General features: G+C 65.4%; 16 protein-coding genes and 1 pseudogene. 8 read left to right on the top strand and 9 right to left on the bottom strand.

From position 1 onward, the window contains the following. Window positions 1–80: 80 nt before the first annotated feature. Complete coding sequence (locus OK351_RS12585) at window positions 81–407, top strand: hypothetical protein (RefSeq protein ID WP_265159452.1); 327 nt, start codon at window positions 81–83, stop codon at window positions 405–407. On the opposite strand, the gene OK351_RS12580 is transcribed toward OK351_RS12585, so the two are convergent. The 6 genes from OK351_RS12580 to OK351_RS12555 form a co-directional block, all read right to left on the bottom strand. Next, entirely contained in the window at window positions 382–1,533 is a 1,152-nt protein-coding gene (locus OK351_RS12580; RefSeq protein ID WP_265159450.1) for a Wadjet anti-phage system protein JetD domain-containing protein, read from the bottom strand. The two genes, OK351_RS12585 and OK351_RS12580, sit on opposite strands and share 26 nt — an antisense overlap. Continuing rightward, the gene (locus OK351_RS12575) at window positions 1,530–4,922 is read right to left on the bottom strand and encodes an ATP-binding protein (RefSeq protein WP_265159448.1); all 3,393 of its coding nucleotides are present in this window, start codon (window positions 4,920–4,922) and stop codon (window positions 1,530–1,532) included. Before OK351_RS12575 ends, OK351_RS12580 begins: the two co-directional genes overlap by 4 nt. After that, window positions 4,919–5,599, bottom strand: coding sequence for a DUF4194 domain-containing protein (locus OK351_RS12570; protein ID WP_265159446.1), 681 nt, complete (start codon window positions 5,597–5,599; stop codon window positions 4,919–4,921). The genes OK351_RS12575 and OK351_RS12570 overlap by 4 nt, the downstream gene beginning before the upstream one ends. Beyond that, window positions 5,596–7,044, bottom strand: a complete 1,449-nt coding sequence (locus tag OK351_RS12565) for a DUF3375 domain-containing protein (RefSeq protein ID WP_265159444.1) — start codon at window positions 7,042–7,044, stop codon at window positions 5,596–5,598. Before OK351_RS12565 ends, OK351_RS12570 begins: the two co-directional genes overlap by 4 nt. Before the next feature lie 96 nt (window positions 7,045–7,140). After that, window positions 7,141–7,707: an ATPase gene (locus tag OK351_RS12560; protein ID WP_265159442.1), complete on the bottom strand. Its 567-nt coding sequence runs from the start codon at window positions 7,705–7,707 to the stop codon at window positions 7,141–7,143. Beyond that, the gene (locus tag OK351_RS12555) at window positions 7,704–8,087 is read right to left on the bottom strand and encodes a ParD-like family protein (protein WP_265159440.1); all 384 of its coding nucleotides are present in this window, start codon (window positions 8,085–8,087) and stop codon (window positions 7,704–7,706) included. Before OK351_RS12555 ends, OK351_RS12560 begins: the two co-directional genes overlap by 4 nt. A gap of 58 nt (window positions 8,088–8,145) precedes the next feature. On the opposite strand from OK351_RS12555, the gene OK351_RS12550 reads away from it, so the two are divergent. Further along, complete coding sequence (locus OK351_RS12550) at window positions 8,146–9,912, top strand: plasmid pRiA4b ORF-3 family protein (protein WP_265159438.1); 1,767 nt, start codon at window positions 8,146–8,148, stop codon at window positions 9,910–9,912. Between the two features lie 15 nt (window positions 9,913–9,927). Here the strand turns inward: OK351_RS12550 and OK351_RS12545 are convergent, their stop codons facing one another. Further along, a complete protein-coding gene (locus tag OK351_RS12545; RefSeq protein ID WP_265159436.1) occupies window positions 9,928–10,932 on the bottom strand; it encodes a LacI family DNA-binding transcriptional regulator in 1,005 nt (334 codons plus the stop codon). 242 nt (window positions 10,933–11,174) lie between these two features. On the opposite strand from OK351_RS12545, the gene OK351_RS12540 reads away from it, so the two are divergent. The 5 genes from OK351_RS12540 to OK351_RS12520 are packed head-to-tail and all read left to right on the top strand — an operon-like array spanning window position 11,175 to window position 17,575. Beyond that, window positions 11,175–11,510 carry an L-rhamnose mutarotase gene (locus OK351_RS12540; protein WP_265159434.1) on the top strand — a complete coding sequence of 112 codons (336 nt, stop codon included), beginning with the start codon at window positions 11,175–11,177 and terminating at the stop codon, window positions 11,508–11,510. A 51-nt stretch (window positions 11,511–11,561) separates the two neighbouring features. After that, on the top strand, window positions 11,562–12,734 hold the full coding sequence (gene rhaI, locus OK351_RS12535; protein ID WP_265159432.1) for an L-rhamnose isomerase: 1,173 nt from the start codon (window positions 11,562–11,564) through the stop codon (window positions 12,732–12,734). 16 nt (window positions 12,735–12,750) lie between these two features. Then, a complete protein-coding gene (locus OK351_RS12530) occupies window positions 12,751–14,043 on the top strand; it encodes an MFS transporter (RefSeq protein ID WP_265159430.1) in 1,293 nt (430 codons plus the stop codon). Window positions 14,044–14,051: 8 nt separating this feature from the next. Continuing rightward, a complete protein-coding gene (locus OK351_RS12525) occupies window positions 14,052–16,103 on the top strand; it encodes a bifunctional aldolase/short-chain dehydrogenase (RefSeq protein WP_265159428.1) in 2,052 nt (683 codons plus the stop codon). Next, window positions 16,100–17,575 (top strand): rhamnulokinase, encoded by a 1,476-nt coding sequence (locus tag OK351_RS12520; protein ID WP_265159426.1) that lies wholly within the window; start codon window positions 16,100–16,102, stop codon window positions 17,573–17,575. The genes OK351_RS12525 and OK351_RS12520 overlap by 4 nt, the downstream gene beginning before the upstream one ends. A 240-nt stretch (window positions 17,576–17,815) precedes the next feature. Here the strand turns inward: OK351_RS12520 and OK351_RS12515 are convergent, their stop codons facing one another. After that, window positions 17,816–18,268, bottom strand: a complete 453-nt coding sequence (locus OK351_RS12515) for a HutD/Ves family protein (RefSeq protein ID WP_306349490.1) — start codon at window positions 18,266–18,268, stop codon at window positions 17,816–17,818. A 9-nt stretch (window positions 18,269–18,277) separates the two neighbouring features. Next, window positions 18,278–18,439: a hypothetical protein gene (locus tag OK351_RS12510; RefSeq protein WP_265159424.1), complete on the bottom strand. Its 162-nt coding sequence runs from the start codon at window positions 18,437–18,439 to the stop codon at window positions 18,278–18,280. 267 nt (window positions 18,440–18,706) lie between these two features. Here OK351_RS12510 and OK351_RS12505 point away from each other — a divergent pair. Beyond that, a pseudogene (locus tag OK351_RS12505) lies at window positions 18,707–19,654 on the top strand (IS256 family transposase); the annotation flags it as partial. Window positions 19,655–19,873 lie beyond the last annotated feature (219 nt).

The following is a 19,873-nucleotide window of genomic DNA, read 5'->3' as shown; positions in this document are numbered from 1 at the left end:
TCGGTGTGGGAAATCCGATGAAAACCTGGTTGCTAATTCGATTTAGTAACGCGCGTTAGCGCGTTGGAGAATAATGTAACGTGCACCACTTATTGCTGTCAAGTATTCGTCTTGAAACCTTTGGAGTGCGCGCGAAGTTCCGGGCCGGCATGACGCGCAAGGACTCGAACTTTTTGTACGATGACGCAAGTGAAATCACCCGTGAGGGACCCAGGGCATCGTCCTCCCGGGAAGGAGCCATCCGGCAGCGGCCATGTGCCGAGGTGGTGGCCGGCTACGGCAACCTGCGCGTATTGATCCTGCCGAATGGCATAGGCAGTCGCTCGTGGATCACGGTGTGCCATCAGGGCAATGACCGTCTCGTTGCAGTCGGCGACCCAGTCATACGCGAGTTGCTACCCGATTAAGGACCTGAAGCGCATACCCCCAGTCGATGCGTTCCTGCTCCAGGCGGATGCCGCCACTCTCGCGAAGGATCCCGAAGACCGCTGATTCCCCGGCGGTCAGGCCCCTTGGCTCGGTGTTGCCTGGGCCGTTGGGGTCCGTGACAGCCAGGTGGTCGAAGCGTTGCAATGTCGGTGCATCCATCATCACCGAGACCACCGTGGGCAGCACGCCGCGCAGCGCCGCCAGGATGGCCAGCCCGTCCGCGTCCAGGTCGCCCCAGTACAGCACTCTCGCGCTGCGGACCCATGGAAGTTCAGCCGACCAGCGCACGTCGTACCCGGCCCCGTGCAACGCCACCACCGAGTCCATGGGCGGCAGGGACAACAAGGTCTGCAGGTTCTCGATCACCAGCACCGTGGCCGGGGCGATGGGCAACCGGGCCAAGGCGCTGCCCGAGGCCATCAGGTCATCCAGCCCGCCCGGGGCCAACGACCGATCCAGGAACCTGACCCGGTAGAGCTTGGGCGGGGTCTTCAGCCCCAAATCCGTGGTGCCGCCGAGGGCCACGTTCACCGGGCGCACGATCCCTGCATGCCGTTCGAGCCATTTGGAATCGATCCCCTGCACCGGCAGCTGGCGGGGGAATAGCCCCGAGTGGGGGTTGGCCTCCAGCCAGGCCAGCACGTCGAAAACCCGGTCGAAGTCCTGCTCCGCCAGAGCACCGGCCTTGGCCAGGACCTTGCCCACGGCGGCGGCGAAGCCGGCGGACCCGGCTTCCCCTGGCGGGTGGAGTTCCAGCAACCGCCGGGCCCGCTGCGCATGCAGCTGCCAATGCCTGCCCCGGCCGAGGAAGCGGGCCAGGGCCGCCGGTGAGTCGGCCACAAGGCGTACCGGAATGTTCTGCGTGCCGCTGTTGGGCCAGCGCCGGGTTTCCCAGTGGATCCGCACCCCGTCGGTGTCCACCCGGCTCCAGTCCTGCAGCCAGTGGCCCACGGCCGCCATATCGAGGCTCACCTGTCGGTCGGTGGGCGGTTTGAGCCCCAGCTCCACCGGTTCAAATGCCCCGGAGGGGTCCGTGGCCCATCCGGTGAACCTGCGCTGGTAGACCTTGCCCAGCCGCAGCCGGGCCTCGGCAACGCTGATCACGGGGTGGTGCCCTCGAAGGAGAACAGGGCGTCCGGTTCGCTGGGTTCCGTTTCGGCTTCTCCCTCGTCCGGTTCTTGCAGCTCGGCAAGCTCCGTGTCGGTCGGTTCGAAGGGGACTTCGGCAATATGCGAGGCCTTCGAATCCTCACAGCTGACCAAAGCCACCCCGCCGACATAGTCTTCCAGGGTGCGCAGCAACTTCATCGGGGTGGCCAGGATCATGTGGAAACCGAACTCCGAGAAGATGTCCATGGCCGTCGTGGTGAACTTTGTATCGGCCTTGTCGAAGGCCTCGTCCATGACGATCGAGGCATAGGTGGGCAATTTCGATTCCCCAGCCAGCTGATAGCGCAGCGCGGCGGCCAGGCAGAACACCACCAGTTTCTGCTTTTGTCCGCCCGACCGTCCGGCCCCCGAATCGTAGACATCCATGACATGGTGCTCGGCATCCACCTCGATCGCGGTGAACCGTACGTGGTTGCGTACATCCAGCACCTGCAGGCGCCAGGACCGGTGGGCGGACTCGGAGGAACCGAGCTGAGTCATCAGCCGGGCGAGCACCGCGAAACGGGCCTCGGCCTCGGCTCGGTCCTCCTCCACCGCCAGCGCCCCGGTGGTCACGGTGTTCAGATCCCGCAGGAAGTCGGTGGCCATGGCCGGACGGGAATCCTCCACACGGATCTGCAGGTAGCGCCCCGGTGAGTAGAAGCTGCGCAGCAGCGAGGAGTTGATCGGGTCGATCCGTTGCCGGATCTCCCGGGCCGCCCGTTGGATCAGCTCGCGCAGCTGGGCGATATTCTGTTGCGTTTGGGTGCGCAGCATCTGGAAGAAACGGTCCTCGAATTCGGGCAACCGGTCGGCTTCCAACGCGCCGAGGACCTGCAGGTAACCGGCACGATCCTGCACCGAATCGGCCAGGTCCTGCGCGGATTCCGGCCAGGAAAGCTTGAATCCCGAAATGACCTTGGACATCAGCTGGTGCAGGTCCGCCATCCGGGAGCGCAACTGCTCCTTGCGCCGGGACAACGCCGCTTGGGCCTTGCGGGCGTCGGTCTCGATCGATTCATGGGTGGTGATGCGCTGGGTCTTGACTGCATCGAATTCGGTGCGCAGTTTCAGGCCGATCGCCGGATCCACGGCGGGTTGCGGCTGGTCATCCAGCCGGGCCAGTGCCGCCTGCAGGCCCTCGAGCACGGTGGTGGTGGACATTTCGGCCCGTTGCGCGGACAGCTGGACCTGCCGGGCCTCGGCCTCGCGTTTCCTGGCCTGGTCCAGCTCGTGTTGCGCGGTCCGCAGGTCCCCGTCATCGGCCAGCAGGGTGGCGCGCGCCGAGCGCAGTTCGGAGATCTGGCGACGGACCCGGTCGGTATCAAACACCTCCCACTGCCGGTGTGCCACATCCGCGGCCACGAAGGAACGGGTGGCGTGCAGGTCCACGGCCTGTTTGGCGAGTTTTTCGGCCGCCAACGCCTGCTCGAGCCTGGTGTCGGCCCGTTGGCGATCGCCCTGCAACTGTTCCAGTTTCGAATCAGTGTCGAAGCCCAGCACCCAATGGCGCCGGTCCGAGACCTTGTGGCGGTCGTTCTTCTCGAAGGACTGCGGGCCGCGTTTGACCTGACCGGCCAGGGTGACGCCGCGAGGCACATCCATCAGCGCCTCGACACTGTCCACGCAGCTGTAGTCGAAGCGTTCGGCCAGCCGGGTCTGCAGCCAACCGCGCATGGGGCCGGGGGCCACTTCGATGCGGTGCGCCAAGGTGTCCTTGGCCGTGGCCTGTTTGGGTGCCGGCATCTGACGGCCAATGGTCTCGAAACGCAGCGAGGCACCCAGGTGACGGGCGTTCACGGCGTTGGAGACCGCCAGGGCATGTGCCGCGGGAACCAGCATGACCAACGCCAGCGGGCGCAGCACCCGCTCAATGGCTCCGGTCCAGTCGGCGAATTCCTCGCTGACCTGCAGGAGCTCACCGGCGAAACGCAGCATGGACGGATCCAGCCCGGTGTCCTGGCAGATCAGCTGGCGTGCGGCAAGCAGGTCACGGGGCAGGTTCGAGCGGTTCTTGCGCAACGCGGCCAGGTCCCGGTCGATTTCCTGCAGTTCGGACTGGGCGCCCAGGCGCAGGCTGCCGGCCCGCGAGTAGCGTTCATCCAGCCTCTGCTTCTCGCCGTCCTCGTTGGCCAGCAACCGGGCGCACTCCCGGGCCAGCTCGGCGTACTGGGCACCATCTTCGGGCATCTGCAGCTGCGCGGCCTGCAGCTTGCGCTGCAGTTCGGTATGGTCCGCCTGCGTTTTGGCCAGGTCCGACTCGGCGGACTGCAACCTGGAATCCAGCAAGGAGAGCTGGTGACCACCACGCTGCTCCACCTGGGCGCGGAAGTTCTCGCTCTGCTCCAAAGCCGCCCGGTGCGCGTCATCGGCTTGCCTCAGCTGCTGTCGGCGGGTGGTCTGGACGGTGGTGGCATCGTCGATCGCGGTGATGGTCAGCTCGCGGCGCCTTGAATGGGTGAAGGCCTCCAGGTTCTCCAGCAGCAGCTCAACCTGTTCGGCATCCTGGCTGGCCTGGTCGTATTCGCTACCCTGGGCACGTAGCGGCAGCAGGTGCTCCACCTGCCTGCGGGCGCGCAGTACCGCCTCATGGGCGGCGTTCAGTTCGGTGAATTGCTCCACGGCGGCATCCGCCTTGGCGAAGGTGGCCGGTTCATCGAGCATGAACTTGCGGAACAATTCATCGAGGGATCCCAGATTCTTGGCCGACTGGGTCTTGTGCAGCAGCAGGGTGGCTCGTTCACCGGTGAGTCCCAGGGCACGGGCGATCCGCCGGGAGAACCGGGAATGCTCGGTATCCACGGTGGCCTCCGGCAACACGGCCTTCAGCTCCCGGACCTTTAACCCGTTGGCGGCATGTGGTTCCAGCTGGTCCAGCCCCAACGGGACGGGACTGAGGATCGAGGTTTCCTTCACTTCTGCCGGGGCGTTGTCCCCGGCCTTGACATGCATCAACTTGACCAGGGTCCAGGTTTGGCCCTTGCCGTTGGCGTAGCGCAGCAGGATACCGGACCAGGTGGCCTTGGGCCGCAGATACTGGCTGGTGATCTCCCCGGTCTGGTCATCGGCGCTGCGCCGCCAGGCCCCGCGAACATAGGTGAGCACCGAACGGTCCGCCCCACGGGTACTGGTATCGGCTGCGGCGGCGTTGAACCGGGTCTTGCCACGCGGGGTGAGCACCGCGCTGATCGCATCGACAATCGAGGATTTGCCGGACCCCGATTCACCGGTGAGCAGGAACCCCTTGCGTGGAACCCTGATGGTGTGCAGCCCTGAGAACGTGCCCCAGTTGGCCAGTTCGATATGTTCCAGGCGCCATTGGCCCGGATACAGCCCGGTGCTCATGAACCGTTCCCTCCGGTGGTGTGCTCCTGTGGGTCGAGGTCGGGGATACCGGCCAGCCGCAGGTATTCACCCTCCACCGCCTTGATCTGCTCCGGGGAGAAGACCAGGCGCAGGATCGGGGAGATCTCGTAGCGCTGGCCGATCCCGGTGGGCAGCAAGAGGCTGTGCTTTTCCAGCTTGGTCCAGGCTGCGTTGATGCGTTTGAGGAACCCGGCCTCATCGGTGGATTCGTTCGCCTTGTAGCTGTTCAGGTGGTCGAAGACCTCGTCCTTGCCGATGAACACGCGCTGGGCGCCGGAGCCACGCAGCAGTTCACGGCGCAGGAAAAGCAACAGTGCCGTATCCAGGAAGGTCAATGCCATGGTGCGTACCACCTGCGGTGCGGTGCCGTCCTGCACCGGTGCGTTGCGCACGAACCCCACCCCTTGGGCCTCATCGAGCACCAGGTCCAGGAACAGGTCCGCCAGCCGGGAGCGGATCGCGGCGGTGTCGGTGAGCAGCACCCGCCAGGCGTCCTTGTGGCGTTCGGCCGAGACATAGGGACCCTTGACCAGTTGCACCAGCACCTTGCGGGAGGCTGCCGCCAGCTGGCCGGTGTCCTCGGGCCAGAGCCGGGCATCGCGGTTGGTCGAGTCCTCCACCCCGGCTTCGGTGTGGAAGGTTGTGCTCTCGCTCATTGGATCCTCTCCTGGAACAGGAAACGCGGGACGGTGGCATGGCGGGTGGTATCCCCGCTGGCCCAGCTGACCGGTTCGGGGGTGTCCCCGGCCGGATGCGCGAGGCTTTCGGCCAGCACCAGTAGCCCCACCACGCTGGCGATGCCCTGGGTGGCGGGGAACCGGTCCAGCACCTCGGCGATGGTGGCCGACCCGTGTTCATCCAGCACCTGGTTGACGTTCTCGGTGATTTCGGTGAAATCGATTTCCGAGGCACGCACCGCCTCGCGCAGTGCGGCCAGGTCCGCGAAAGAGGATTCGTGGACCTGCAGCGGGGTGGCGGTTTGCGAGTCGGTGGGATTGTGCAGGCTCATGGCGCTGGGGGAGGAGACCTGCACCCCGGTCAGCGGCAGGCTCAACTCCAGCTTGGTATAGGGCTTGAGCACCGTGGCCGCGGACAGGGCCTTGGACATGGTGCTACGCAGCTGGCGGTGGACGGCGCGGTCCTCGGCCAGTTCCTCGGACTGCACAAATCGGCGCAGGCTGCGGCCCAGTGCGGTCATCACGGTGCTGACCTCCGCGCTGGAATCCTGCATCCCGGGCAGCAGGTCACGCAGCGCCAGGCGCTGGGCATCGGTGAGCCTGCGGGCGAAGGAGCGGCCCAACATCTGGTCGATGTCCTCATCCACCGCCAGGGTTTGCTCCGGGTCCAGCAGCAGCGAGTGGAAGGCGGAGAAGGAACGTCCCGCATCCGACTCGGCCAGCAGGTCCACGCCACGGAAAATGTCGTCCAGCACGCTGCCACGGGAGGCCGGGTCCTCGACCAGCTTGGCCCGCAGCCCGCGGTTGATCTTCTCCAGTTCGGCCCGTACCCGGGCGAAATCCTCGGGCAACTGGGAGGCCAGGGAGAGGATATCGGTGGCCGAATCCACGGCCCGTTGCTCGTCGACCTCGGTGACCTCCCCTCGGGACAGGGCCGCGATCCGGGCATCGATGCGGTCCCGTTCGGCCTGCAGTGCGGCCACCCGGCGGGAGATATCCGGATCCGTTTCCACATTCAGGGTGCGCACCCGGTCCACGATCGTGGCCAGGCGTGATTCGGTGACCGAGGTTCGTGGGGTGGCCAGGTCCTCGATGAAACGCAGGGCGGTCAGCGCCCCGTCGCTCAGCTCGTAGATCTCCTCGCGGGCTACCCCTGGACGGCGGACCAGGAACCCGTCGGCCAGCCAGCTCCTGACATACAAGGTGGCGGTCTGCGGCAACTCGAACCCACGGTCACGCAGCTCGTCCAGGTCCGCCTCCACCGCCTCGATCAGCTCAGCCGCCGGCACCTGCCGGCGTTGCCGGGAGAACCGGGCACCGAGGACCGCGAAGGCCACCGGGGCGTTGTCGGTGCGCAGCAGGGACCATGCCGGGCTCTCGGCGAGCAGCCGACGCGCGGTCAGGGCGGCGTGAACAGCGGACATGATCATAATCGTAATCGGCGCACCGGACAGATGGGCTGGGTTTCGCGCAGAGCGGGCGGATGCTCCTCATTACCTGACGAGAGACAGGCCATGGTCCTACCTGATGTCGTCCGGAGCCCATTGCGGCCACCGGGTTTCGCGCATGAGGACCCCATGCCGGTACTCGGCGACGAGCCGGAACGGGTGACGTGCCAGGGAGTTGTCATAGATGTGGGTCTCATCCGCGAACCGACGGGCCTGGGCCACGTACCGCCATAACCGCTCGTAGCGGCCAGCGATCTCTTCCGGCGGCACCGAACGCCCGCCCAGTGGGACACGCTCGGTGATTCGGACGAGTGCCTGATCCAACGGAACCAGGATCACGTGGAGAGTGATCTGGTACCGCAGTAGAGATGCCCGGGAGACTAGGTCGACCTTGCTGGGGTGGCTGAACACGGTTTCAGTAATGAAAGAAGACCGTGTGTTCAGGGGCTGTTCGCGCTTTCGGACTGCAAGCTTCGAGGCTTCATGCCCGTGGGCTTCTTCTTCCCCGGGCCAGATGGTGGCAGCCATGGAATCCGCATTAACGAATGGTAGATGCGTTGCAGGCTGCAGGATCCGTTCAACGAAGGTCGTTTTCCCGGATCCGTGAGGACCGGCGAGCACATGGAGGACTGATGTCATTCGCCGGCTCGTCCGCGCTGGATAAGCTTTCCGCTGGCATCGGCATCAACCCACTTACGCCCCTGGGCGGCGAACTCCGCTTCGAAATCCAGGTCGGTGATGTGGCGCTCCACGTCCTGTTTCCACTGGGCACGAATAATTGCCTGCGCGCGCTCCGAGAGTATGTCATATGACTGATCGCCGGACAGGACGCGATCGATATCACGACGATTGATTGCCGGCGCTTCGTCAATTTCCCGGCCGATCCTCGCCCAATAATCGATTTGTTGGGCAGCGCTTCGAGTGGCCAGCTTGCCACTGGTCTGGGCCTGCACCGCAAGCGCCAGCGGAATGGGTTCCCCCGGATTCCGCGCAATGTCGGCGACACGTTGTGGGGGCATACCGCCGCCCAGTAGCCTGAAGGCAAGGCATTTCCACCACCTATCGAAGGCTGAACCAGTGGCGCAGAAAAAGAAGAAAAACCGCAAGCAGGGACACCCGGGTCGGCAGCAGGCGGAACAGGTGATCAGCACGGCCATGGCCGCGGTGGAACGGGCCGTGGACCAGATCACGCCGCAGTTCCTGCGCTGGTACGAGTCCACCCGGGGCGATGACACCCTGGCGATGCCCTACCTGATGATCATGCGCAACCTCTTCACGGTCAATGCGAGCTTTGACGGTCCCGTCTCGGCCACGGACTTCGACCCGATACGCTTCGCCGAGGTGTTCGAAACCGTGGTGGACTTCGAGAACGAAGCCCGGGATCCGCTTGATGGCCAGGACGCCGTGGCATTCGTCCAGGATGCAGTGGAAACCTACGTGGACTTCCTGGAGCAGACGGGCCGGTGGGAGGGGTCGGCCGACGACCTGGCACTGCTACGGGTACTGGTGAACCAGGTCATCGCCGGCGAGGACCTCGACTCCGAGGCAACCGAGGGCCTGTCCAGCATGGAAGCGCTCGCGGTGGGCAACCTGAACGAGATGAAGGTGGTGACGCTGGGACGCGACCTGCTGCGCTGGCTCGGGACCGGCAAGGCGATCGAGCCCGGCGGCGAGCTGGGTGCCACCGAATCCCGTGAAGCCATCGCCCTGATCGAATCCCGGATGCGCAGCCTCACCAGCGCCAGCGAGGACCTGATGCAGCGGCTGTATCTGGCCCTGGCCCTGGCCGAGGCCATTGAGATCGAGGACAACCAGGTGCGACCCAGCGCCGGCGCCGCGGACTTCCTCTCCGAGGATCCGGCAGTGGCCTTCGGTTCGTTGTTCTCCTTTGTCCACGCCTTCCTGGAGGAGACCGTCGGGTCCCCGGATTCCGAGGACCCAACGGTCGTGGAAGTCTGGGACCTGGTGGTGCAGGTGCTGCTGATGGCCGCCGAGGGGGACCCGGTGCCGGTTGGCGACGCGGGGCCATCGGGGGTCCGGGACACTACCTGGAAGGCCGTGCTCGCTGACCTTGAGGAACTGGCGGACCTCGGGCTGATCGAGAAGGGCACCCACTATGACATCCCGCTGGCCGTCGGCGCGTTGCTGGAGGGAATGTTCTCCGAGGACGAGGACGACCTTGATGGGGAATTGGAGTGGGATGCGGACCCCAACCCGTTCGCCAGTCCGGTGGCCGAATCCGGCGTGTCCGCCGGGGAATCCAATATCATCCCGTTCCCCACGGAAGCGGCTCACGCTGCGGGAACAGTCCTGCAGCTGAAGCTGGGCCTGAAATACGCCAAGCCCCCGATCTGGCGGCGGGTACTGGTGTCCGGGGCAGCCACCCTGGATGACCTGCACCAGGTGATCCAGGCGGCGTTCGACTGGGACAACTCGCACCTGCACGCCTACCAGCTGACCGAGGCTCAGTCTGCGACCCTGCCGCTGCGCGATGGGGACATCGACGAACAGGCGGTGGGTATCGGTCAGCTGCTGTCCTCGGAGAAGGACAAGATCGGCTACGTGTACGACTTCGGGGATAACTGGGAACTGGAGATCATCCTGGAAAAGGTCCTTCAGAACGAGTCCGGCACGGTGCCGCGGTGCACCGGGGGACGACGCACGGCCCCGGCCGAGGACAGTGGCGGGGTTCCCGGATGGGAGTCCATGCTGCTGGCCGCCAACGACCCGGAGCATGAGATGTACGAGGACTACCGGGAATGGCTGGACTTGGAGGACGGCCAGGACTTCGACGGTTCGGCCTTCGACAGGGAGCGGATCAACCGGATCCTGGCCCGGCTGTAGCGGTTGCGGCTGCACCTACCTGCTGGAGGCACGCACCACGAGCTTTGGAGCGAAGACGAACTGCTCGCGCACCGCATCCGCGCCGGCCTCGGCCTCGCGCAGCAGCAGGTCCACCGCGGTGCGTCCGATCTCCTCGGCCGGCTGGCGGATCGAGGAGATCGGCACCACCGCGGACTCGGTGAAGGCGATATCGTCGTAGCCCACCAGCGCGATATCCTCGGGTACTGCCAGCTTCCCGGTCATCACCAGGGCCTGCAGTACCCCCAGTGCCAGCAGGTCGTTGGCCGCGAATACGGCATCGGGGCGTTTGTTTTCCGGTAGCGCGGCCAGCTTCTCACCGACACGCCGCCCTTCCAACACGCTCAGTGAGGTGGTCTCGTACACCTGAAGCACCGCATCGCTGGTGCCGGCCACCACAGAGCGGGCACCGTCCAGGCGGTGCGCCACCTGCTCGATCTCCAGCGGGCCGCCCACAAACGCGATCCTGCGTCGGCCGCCGTCCACCAGGTGCGCGGCGGCTAGCCGTCCGCCCTCCACGTCGTCGACGGACACCGAGGAAAAGGAGCGGTCCCCGCTGCCACGGTCCACCAGCACCACCGGGGTCCCGGATTCGCGGATTTTCCACAGCCGGCTCAGATCGGTGTCCACCGGGGTGATCAGCACCCCGGCCACCCGCTGCTCGTCGAAGAGTTCCAACAGCCGGGACTCGCTGGACTTCTTGTCGTCGCTGGCACCCATCAGCACGGTATAGCCGTTAGCCAGCGCGCGCTCCTGCGCCCCGTGGGTGATATCCATGAAGAACGGGTTGCGGGCATCAAGCACCACCAGCCCGAAGCTGTGGCTGCGCCCGGCCCTTAACTGCCGGGCGGCGTCGTTGCGCACGAACCCGAGCTGTTCGATGACGGCAGTGACCTTCGCGACCGTGGCGGGGGCGACCATCTGCGGGCGGTTGAGCACGTTGGATACCGTGCCCACCGAGACCCCGGCTTCCCGGGCCACATCCCGCACGCTGATCGCCATGGGTCCTCCTGACCGCCGAGAAAATGTATTTGCCGCGCAGCTGCGAGTATATCCCGCGGTGAGTTGGGTAAACGATCCACATGCATTGAAAGGTTTCAAAACTCCGGGATCCGGGTCAATTGTGACGCTTGTCAAGCCCGCGGTTTGTGGTCTATGCTTCATGAAGCTAAGAAATTGAAACGATTCAGTTTTGCGTTCAACCCACGGGAAACGCACTTCAATGAAGAAGGAGGGAACCTGTCGTGGCCAAGGTCTGCTTCCAACTCCAGGTCAAACCCGAACGTCTTGCAGAATACCGGGAACGCCACGGTGCGGTGTGGCCCGAGATGCTCAAGGCCATCGCCGAGGCCGGACGCCGGAACTACTCGCTGTTCCTGCGCCCCGACGGGCTGCTCATCGGATACTACGAAACCGATGACGACGCCGCCGCGCAACGGGCCCTGGATAACGATCCGCGCACCGCACGCTGGGAGGCGGAGATGTCCGACTTCTTCATCAGCCTGGACGGGCGTGCCGACCAGTCCGCCCAGCGCCTGGACGAGGTCTTCAACCTCGAGGAGCAGCTCGCCCGGCTTTAGCGCAGCATAAAGCACCTCCCCCTTACGCAACCCCTTATGAATGGAGTGATCATGGGCGCCAAACTGACCCCGCAGATCCTGACCACCCTGGAACGCCAGGCCATCGAAGTCCCCTCCTGGGCCTACGGCAACTCCGGCACCCGCTTCAAGGTGTATGGCACACCGGGCACCCCGCGCGACCCCTACGAGAAGATCGCCGATGCCGCGCAGGTCAACAAGCTCACCGGACTGGCCCCCAAGGTGGCCCTGCACTACCCGTGGGACAAGGTCGAGGACTACACGGCGCTGCGCCGCTACGCCAACGACCTCGGCGTGGAATTGGGCACCATCAACTCCAATACCTTCCAGGATGACGACTACAAGTTCGGCGCCCTGACCCACGAGGATCCCGCGGTCCGCCGCAAGGCCGTGGAACACCACTTCGACTGCATCGAGGTCATGAACGCCACCGGAAGCCAGGATCTGAAGATCTGGTTGGCCGAGGGCTCGAACTACCCGGGCCAGGCCGATCTGCGCGGACGCCAGGACCGCCTGGCCGAGTCCCTGCAACAGATCTACGCCCGCCTGTCCGGCGAACAGCGCCTGGTGCTGGAATACAAGTTCTTCGAACCGTCCTTCTACCACACCGATGTGCCGGACTGGGGTACCGCCTACGCCCAGGTCGCCGCCCTGGGCGAACGGGCCCTGGTCTGCCTGGACACCGGGCACCACGCCCCGGGCACCAATATCGAATTCATCGTGATGCAACTGCAACGCCTGGGCAAGCTCGGGTCCTTCGACTTCAACTCGCGCTTCTACGCCGATGACGATTTGATCGTCGGCGCGGCCGACCCGTTCCAGCTCTTCCGCATCATGTTCGAGGTGCTGCGCGGCGGTGGCCTGGAAGAGGACAGCCCGATCGCCTTCATGCTCGACCAGTGCCACAATGTGGAGGACAAGGTGCTGGGCCAGATCCGCAGCGTGCTCAACGTCCAGGAAATGACCGCCCGTGCACTGCTGGTGGACCGCGAGGCGCTGGCCGTGGCCCAGAAAACCGGTGACGTGCTCGGCGCCCAGGAAGTGTTCATGGACGCGTTCTACACCGATGTGCGCGCCGAGCTCGCCGCCTGGCGCGAATCGCGGTCCCTGCCGGCGGACCCGATGGCCGCCTACCGCGCATCCGGTTACGCCGAGCAGATCGCCGCCGAGCGTGTGGGCGGGGTCCAGGCGGGGTGGGGTGCCTAGGATGAGCACCGGGACCATGACACCACGCGCGGGCCGTCGCCCGATGAGCGCATGGAAGGCCACCATCGCGGTGGCCATGAGCAACTACATCGAGGCCGGTGCGATCATCGCCCTGGCCACCAGCCTGACCCTGTGGCAGAACGCCTTCGGTTTCGACGACTCCATGGTGGGCATCATCGCCGCCTTGTCGGCCAACGCCTTCGGCGCGGCCCTCGGCGCCATGATCGGCGGACCGTTGTGCGACCGGCTGGGCCGCAAGTTCATCTACACCTACGACCTGATCGTGTTCATGGTCGGTGCCCTGATGATCACCTTCTGCACCAGCCTGGTGCTGCTGCTGATCGGGGTGATCCTGATGGGTATCGCCGTGGGCGCCGGGGTGCCGGCCTCCTGGACGTACATCGCCGAGGAAGCACCGAGCGAGCACCGAGCCGCGCATGTGGGCACCGCCCAGCTGGCCTGGTCCGTCGGACCGGCCATCGGATTCGCGCTGGCCATCCTGGTCGGCCCGCTGGGGGTCACCGGCAGCCGCATCATCTTCTTCCACCTGTTCGTGATCGCGCTGATCACCTGGTGGGTCCGCCGCGGGTTGCCCGAATCCACCCGCTGGAAGGAACAGCGTGCCCAGGAGGTCCGCACCGGGGTGAAGGTCTCCTTCTTCTCCGGGGTGGCCGGGCTGCTTTCCGATCGCAAGAACTGGGGCGCCCTGGCCTTCCTGCTGGGCGTCTACGGCCTGTGGAACACCGTGGCCGGCCAGTCCGGCATCTTCCAGCCGCGCGTCTACGCCGCGGCAGGGGTGGAAAGCGCCACCCAGCAGAACCTGCTGCAGGTACTGGTCTGGACCCTGACCGCGCTGGCCACCTACTTCGGCTTCATGCGCTACGGGGACCGGGTCTCGCGCCGCTGGCTGTACTTCGGCGGGGCACTGCTGGGCATCGTGGCGTGGGTGGTGCTGGTCTTCGCCCCTCCGGGCATGTTCTCGCTGTTCACCTTCGCCATCTGCTGGGGTATCTCGGCCGGCCTGGGGGCCCAGGCCTTCTACGGTTTGTGGACCGCGGAGCTGTTCGCCACCAAGTACCGGGCCAGCGCCCAGGGCATGCTGTTCATGCTCGCCCGGGTCATGGTCGGCCTGCTCTCGCTGGCCTTCCCGGTGCTGCTGGGCAGCATCGGGCTGGCCAAGGTCGGGCTGATCATCATCGGACTGCTGGTGGCGGCGCTGCTGATCGGCACCATCTGGGCCCCGGAAACCCGGGGCAAGACCCTGGAAGAAATCGAAACCGAACGCTACGGCGCCAACCAGAACGCATAGGGAAGAACATGAGCGAGCAAACCATCAGTAAAACCGTCGCCCGGGAACTGATCGAACGATCCAACCGGCTGGGTGCGGACAAGAAGAACACCAACTTCGCCGGCGGCAACACCTCGGCCAAGGGCGCCGCCACCGATCCGGTGACCGGTGAGCAGATCGAGCTGCTCTGGGTCAAGGGATCGGGCGGTGACCTGGGCACGCTCACCGAGAAGGGGCTGTCCACCCTGCGCCTGGATCGCATGCGTTCGCTGGTGGGGAGCTACCCGGGCGTGGACCGCGAGGACGAGATGGTCGCGGCCTTCGACTACTGCCTGCACGGTAAGGGCGGGGCCGCCCCGTCGATCGATACCGCCATGCACGGGCTGGTCGATGCGGCACACGTGGACCACCTGCACCCGGACTCCGGCATCGCCATCGCGACCTCCCGGGACGGCGAGGAACTGACCGGCAGGATCTTCGGCGACAAGGTGGTATGGGTGCCATGGCGCCGGCCGGGCTTCCAGCTGGGCCTGGATATCGCCGCCGTCAAGGAAGCCAACCCGCAGGCCGTGGGCTGCATCCTGGGCGGCCACGGGATCACCGCCTGGGGCGAGACCAGCGAGGAGTCCGAGGCGAACTCGCTGTGGATCATCGACACCGCCGCGAAGTACATCAACGAGCATTCGGTTCCCGAACCATTCGGCGCCGAAGTACCCGGCTTCCAGGCCCTGCCCGAGGCCGAGCGCCGTGCCCGGGCCGCCGCCCTGGCCCCGACCATCCGCGGCCTGGCCTCCCGGGACAAGCCGATGGTCGGGCATTTCACCGACGATGCGCGGGTGCTGGATTTCCTGTCCCGTGAAAAGCTGGCCCAGCTGGCCGCCCTGGGTACCAGCTGCCCGGACCACTTCCTGCGCACCAAGATCAAGCCGATGGTGCTGGACCTGCCGGCCACCGCCGGCCTCGACGAGCAGGTCTCCCGGCTGCGGGAACTGCACGCCGAGTACCGCGCCGACTACCGGGCCTACTACGAGGCGCACAGGGACGAGGCCTCCCCGGCCATGCGCGGCGCGGATCCGCTGATCGTGCTCATCCCGGGGGTGGGCATGTTCTCCTACGGGGCGAACAAGCAGACCGCACGGGTGGCCGGCGAGTTCTACCTCAACGCCATCAACGTGATGCGCGGTGCCGAAGGGCTCTCGACCTACACCCCGATCTCCGATGCCGAGAAGTTCCGCATCGAGTACTGGGCACTGGAGGAAGCCAAGCTGGCCCGCATGCCCAAGCCCAAGAGCCATGCCGGGAGGATCGCACTGGTCACCGGTGCCGCCTCCGGGATCGGCAAGGCCATTGCCACCCGTCTGGCCGCCGAAGGCGCCTGCGTTGTGGTGGCAGACCTGGACCTGTCCAAGGCGCAGGCCGCGGCCGCCGAACTGGGCACCAGCGACGTGGCCATCGGCGTGGCCGCCAACGTGGCCGACGCGCAGGCGGTGCAGGCCGCCATCGACGAGGCCGTGCTGGCCTTCGGCGGGATCGACCTGGTGGTGAACAACGCCGGACTGTCGCTGTCCAAGCCGCTGCTGGAAACCAGCGAAGCGGACTGGAACCTGCAGCATGATGTGATGGCCAAGGGCTCCTTCCTGGTCTCCAAGGCCGCGGCCAAGGCCCTGATCGAGCAGCAGATGGGTGGGGATATCATCTACATCTCCTCCAAGAACTCGGTGTTCGCCGGACCGAACAACATCGCCTATTCGGCCACCAAGGCCGACCAGGCCCACCAGGTGCGGCTGCTGGCCGTGGAACTGGGTGAGCACGGGGTACGCGTGAACGGCATCAACCCCGACGGGGTGGTGCGCGGCTCGGGCATCTTCGCCTCCGGCTGGGGTGCCAACCGTGCCGCCACCTACGGTGTGGACGAACAGGACCTGGGCCAGTTCTACGCGAACCGCACCATCCTCAAGCGCGAGGTGGTCCCGGAAAACGTGGCAGATGCCGTGTACGTGCTCACCGGCCCGGAACTGACCCGCACCACCGGCCTGCACATTCCGGTGGACTCCGGTGTTGCGGCGGCGTTCCTGCGATGAGTACGGCTGTTTCCGGCGCCCCGGTAGCAGCGATCGATCTGGGCGCCACCAGTGGCCGGGTGATGATCGGCGAAATGGTTGGCGGCAGGGTCGAACTGCAGCTGGTCCACCGCTTCGCCAATGGCGCGCTGCCACTGGCCACCTTCGAACCGCAGGCCCCCGCGGAATCGCTGGCCTGGGACCTGGACCGGCTCTGGACCGAGATCCGCCACGGCTTGCGGCTGGCCTTCGCCCAGCGCCCGGATATCGCCTCCATCGGGGTGGACTCCTGGGCGGTGGACTACGCGCTGCTGAAGGGCGGGGAACGGCTGGGCCAGGTGCGGCACTACCGGGATCCACGTAACGAGCGTGCGGTCACGGTGCTGGAACAGCACTTCGGCCGCGAGCAGCTGTATGCCCGCAACGGCCTGCAGTATTTGCCGTTCAACACCGTCTACCAGCTGCAGGCCGAACAGGACGAGGCCCGGTGGGCCGAGGCGGACACGCTGCTACTGGTACCGGATTACATCAACTGGTTGCTGACCGGTGCGACACGCAGTGAATGGACCAACGTGTCCACCACCGGGTTGCTGGACCAGGGAACCGGAACCTGGGACACCGGGCTGGTGGAACACCTGCAGCTGGCCGGCAAGCTTCCCGAGCTGATCCAGCCAGGGCAGAGCGTGGGTGCGCTGCGTCCCGGGCTTGCCGAGGAATTGGGCGCCCCGGTCGGGGTGCAAGTCATCGCCGTGGCCTCGCACGATACCGCCAGCGCGGTGGCCGCGGCTCCGCTGGAGGGAAGCCGCAGCGCCTACGTGTCCTGTGGAACCTGGGGGCTGGTCGGGGTTGAACTGCAGTCCCCGGTCCTCACCGAGCAGGCGCGGACCAGCGGATTCACCAACGAACTGGGAATCGACTCCACGGTGAGGTTCCTGAAGAACGTCACCGGAACCTGGCTGCTCAGCGAATCGATCAGCTACTGGAACGGGCAGGACGCCTCGCACCAGGTGACCTTGGCCGAGGTGTTGGCCGAAGCCGGGACATTGCCCGTTCCCCAGGTGCTGATCGATCCGCAGGACGAACGCTACCTGGCCCCGGGGGATATCCCCGAACGCATCAACCGGGAAGTGGTCGCGGCCGGCGGGCAGCCGCTGCGGACCAAGGCGCAGGTGGTGCGTGTGGTGATTGAATCGCTGGCCGAGAGCTTCGCGCGGCAGTCCTTTGCGGCGGCGCGTTTCGCCGGATTCGAACCCGAATCCATCCACGTGGTCGGGGGAGGGTCACAGGGTGAACTGCTCTGCCAACGCACCGCCGACCGGGCCGGGGTTCCGGTGGTTGCCGGCCCGGTGGAATGCACCGCGCTGGGCAACGTCCTGGTGCAATTGCGGGCTCTGGATGAACACGATTGGGAGCCCGGAAAACTTCGTGACTTGGTGAGAAACTCGATTTCCTTGACACATCACCAACCTGAGAAGGTTAACAGTGTGGCCTAGGCACCGTGTGGGCGTCTAGTGTCGATGCCGCCGTATTGATGGTGCGGTGGCATGCGATCCGCCGTCTTTCGTAACCCGAAAGACGGCGGATCTTTTTTGGTTCCTGAAAAGCGCGGCACCCGGTGCGCACCCGCCCGATGACTGCCCCGCGTTTCATGGTCCTGCCAAGCCGGCTGGGGACCTGGCCGCTGGCGCATGAAGCTACGCTTTGCTGGGTTGATGCAATCGCGGATTCGGCCCTCACCCCTCGATGCGGGTAAGGGTGATGACCGCCAGCATCCCGCTGCCGGTCACGGTGGTGCTGGCGGATTGGTTGCCGATGACGCTGTCGAACTCCGACAAGACGGCGTGCCCATCGTGCCCAGCAGTGACTTGGGCGGCACCCTGCAGCAGGATGGCCAGTTGGCTCTGGCCCAGCGTGAGTTGGCCGGGCCCGATGAGGTTCCTGAGTTCAACCTCGCCGTTCAGCCGGCTGCTGCGGAACATGAGATTCAGGTTCCGGATGGGTCCGCGGGGCAAGGTGGCGCTGGTGGTGGCGCTGCCATCGAAACGCAGCGGACGGTAGCTGTCCAGCCATTGTTCGGTTCCGTCGATGGTCAGGGACATTCCTTCGCCTCGGATGATCGTGAGTATCCGGGTGAGGCCGGGGAATGCCGAGAATTCGCCCTGCGCATCGACGTCGGTAATGCTCAGCCGCCAGTCTCACTGCCCGTCTTCGAGGGCTTCCAGCGCACCGGTGTCCTCCAATGTTCCGCGGGCAATCTCGCGGGTGATTCCGCCTCCATTGCGCCACGGGGTCGGGTGCGATCCCGCATAGGGCCGCACGAGGCCCGGGATTGTCCCGGGGTGTTCCTTGGGGTTCATCGGAGAGTTGTTTCCTTTCGAAGAGCAGAGCTGACACGATTGTCGTTAAAGTCGGTTCTGGGCAGTCACGTACACTAAAGATCCCGCTTCGCGGTTCGTTAACTGTTTAGCCGGGGCTTCGGATAGCGCCGGTAAGACGAACCGGTAGCAACAGTGTGGGATCGGGTAGTGTCGGTGCTGGTTCAATGCGACTATACCGGGGGCCTGTCAGGTGGATTGTGTAAGAGCCCTAGTCAACTGATACAAGCAGACTAGGAAACACACGATATGACCATCCAGAAAGACCAGGCCGATACCTTCATGGAAAACGCCTCCGGCATCGCTGAGAAACTCGCCAACCTCGGATCCATGGACGCGGTCAAGGACTCCGGCGCGTTCGATGAGCTTATGGGATTCATCGATCGAGGAGAGATCCAACTCGACGGCAAGGACGGGTTCATCGCGCAGCTGATCCGCGCGGGTCTGGAACGCGGGCTGAAAGCCGAACTGAGTAGCCACCTGGGCTACGAACAAGGGGATACCGAGGGCCGGTTCATCCCAAACTCCCGCAACGGGTCCCACCCGAAATCGTGTCCACCATCGTCGGCGATATCGACCTGCAGATCCCGCGGGACCGGGCCGGCACCTTCACCCCGACCTTGGTACCCAAGGACTCACGCCGCACCGGCGGGGTGGACGAGATGATCGTCTCCCTGTATGCCGGGTCGAGACCCGTGCGGGATATCGCCTACCACCTGGAAACCACCATCGGCACCCAGCTGTCCCACGACACGATCTGAAAAGATCACCGACGAGGTGCTCGAAGAAGTTGCCGTGTGGCAGGAACGCCCGTTGGAGGAGTTCTACCCGATCCTGTACCTGGACACGATCGTGATCAAGGTCCGCGATGGGCACCAAGTGAGGAACAATGCCGCGCATCTGGCCATCGGGGTCACCGAGAACGAGGGCGCGAAGTTCTGGGCCTAGGTCTGCGCCCAACTGGCCAACCGCGGGGTGAAGGATGTGCTCATCGCCTGCTGCGACGGACTGACCGGTTTCCCTGAAGCGATCGAGGCAACATGGGCGAAAGCGACCGTGCAGACCTGTGTGGTGAACCTGATCAGGGCGGCGAACCGGTTCGTGTCCTACACTGACCGCAAGGCTGTGAGCAAGCAACTGAAAGGGATCTATACCGCTCCGAGTATCGAATCCGCGGCCAAGGCCCTGGAGGACTTCGTGAACCGTCTGTAAGTGTTGAAGGTGGCTGGCCTGGGGCTAGCTGGCAGAGTGGTACTGGTTCCTCCGACCAGGTGTGACTCTTGAACCGTCTGACCCTTTCGGGGTGTCATTTCCGGGATCTGTCCACCTGGTTGGAAGGGCCGGCGCCGCCCCGGCCCACCGCGATGACTTGATTAGAAGCCTGCCCGATCCCTGGGGATTGTGGCCCCTTACAGG

It is taken from the genome of Glutamicibacter sp. MNS18, from assembly GCF_026107515.2.
GTDB lineage: Bacteria > Actinomycetota > Actinomycetes > Actinomycetales > Micrococcaceae > Glutamicibacter.
The sequence above is the reverse complement of the archived record's forward strand: the minus strand, read 5'-3'. Positions and strand labels throughout refer to the sequence as shown.

What these genes read in the sequence shown, in the direction of transcription:
- rhaI (WP_265159432.1), top strand. Translation starts at nt 11,562, where the DNA reads ATGGGCGCCAAACTGACCCCGCAGATCCTGACCACCCTGGAACGCCAG.
- OK351_RS12525 (WP_265159428.1), top strand. Translation starts at nt 14,052, where the DNA reads ATGAGCGAGCAAACCATCAGTAAAACCGTCGCCCGGGAACTGATCGAA.
- OK351_RS12530 (WP_265159430.1), top strand. Translation starts at nt 12,751, where the DNA reads ATGACACCACGCGCGGGCCGTCGCCCGATGAGCGCATGGAAGGCCACC.
- OK351_RS12545 (WP_265159436.1), bottom strand. Translation starts at nt 10,932, where the DNA reads ATGGCGATCAGCGTGCGGGATGTGGCCCGGGAAGCCGGGGTCTCGGTG.
- OK351_RS12510 (WP_265159424.1), bottom strand. Translation starts at nt 18,439, where the DNA reads ATGAACCCCAAGGAACACCCCGGGACAATCCCGGGCCTCGTGCGGCCC.
- OK351_RS12570 (WP_265159446.1), bottom strand. Translation starts at nt 5,599, where the DNA reads ATGAGCGAGAGCACAACCTTCCACACCGAAGCCGGGGTGGAGGACTCG.
- OK351_RS12575 (WP_265159448.1), bottom strand. Translation starts at nt 4,922, where the DNA reads ATGAGCACCGGGCTGTATCCGGGCCAATGGCGCCTGGAACATATCGAA.
- OK351_RS12555 (WP_265159440.1), bottom strand. Translation starts at nt 8,087, where the DNA reads ATGCCCCCACAACGTGTCGCCGACATTGCGCGGAATCCGGGGGAACCC.
- OK351_RS12560 (WP_265159442.1), bottom strand. Translation starts at nt 7,707, where the DNA reads ATGACATCAGTCCTCCATGTGCTCGCCGGTCCTCACGGATCCGGGAAA.
- OK351_RS12520 (WP_265159426.1), top strand. Translation starts at nt 16,100, where the DNA reads ATGAGTACGGCTGTTTCCGGCGCCCCGGTAGCAGCGATCGATCTGGGC.
- OK351_RS12565 (WP_265159444.1), bottom strand. Translation starts at nt 7,044, where the DNA reads ATGTCCGCTGTTCACGCCGCCCTGACCGCGCGTCGGCTGCTCGCCGAG.